Origin of the sequence: Pantoea sp. 18059, from assembly GCF_902706165.1 — a bacterium.
Classification (GTDB): domain Bacteria; phylum Pseudomonadota; class Gammaproteobacteria; order Enterobacterales; family Enterobacteriaceae; genus Pantoea; species Pantoea agglomerans.
In genome coordinates, this window is the sequence record NZ_CACSJS010000019.1 from 1 (window position 1) to 817 (window position 817).

Below are 817 nucleotides of genomic sequence, written 5' to 3' on the forward strand. Positions count from 1 at the left end.
ACATGCTGCTCTCGGCCTATGCCGACCAGGTGCACTTCGCCACGCGGGTCGACCGCTCACCGCTTATTGACCTGGGCGTGGCCTCGGGCCTCTTGGAGCATCGTGGCCACCTGCTGGCCCCAATGAAAAACACCCCGGTTCGAATGTCCATCATCGACCTTCTGCAGCACGTTGAAGTGCTGGGCGGTTCTGGTGAAGGTAAGTCGCGCAACTTCTACGTGCCAGTGGTCCGACAGCTCATCCAGCTGCGCAAGGCCGGCTATCCAATCAGCATCTACGCCACCGATGACAAGGGCGCGATCGGCGACGACATTGCGGCCGAGGTCAGAGCGGCCGGCATGAGCGAGGACGAAGTGCTGCGTATTGGCACTGGCCCCAATGACTGGCGCATCGACCTTTGTGCAGGGCTGGGACCGGTCGAACTGGCTGAGATCATCCGTAGCGTCTCGGCCCAAATGGGCGGCACCGCCAGCGATGATTTTTGGCCTGAGATGGCCTCCGACCTGATTGCTCAGGTAGGCATCCTGCTGCAGGCTGTCGAGCTGACCAATGCAGGCAAGGCATGGGCCGAGGAGCGAAAGATGCGCGTGCACTCGATCCTCAACTTGCTGCGTGTGGCAGGCTCGGATGAGCTGATCGATGAGAACCTGGCCATCATCGCGGAGGCAATGAAAACGGACGAGTACGACGCCTTGTCGGCCAACGTTCACATGCCTCAGCTGCTGGACAGCGTGACGTACCTGAGCGGCACGTATCTGCCCCTCGCTGCAGCGACGAAAGACGGCATCCGAGCCAACATGCGCAAGGCCCTCAAAGC

Annotated in this window: 1 protein-coding gene; it reads left to right on the forward strand. The window is 61.3% G+C overall.

Translation table 11 applies throughout. The annotated features are described in order from the left end of the window. A partial coding sequence (locus GVJ63_RS21810) for a hypothetical protein (RefSeq protein ID WP_200843132.1) occupies positions 1-817 on the forward strand: 817 nt, incomplete at both ends.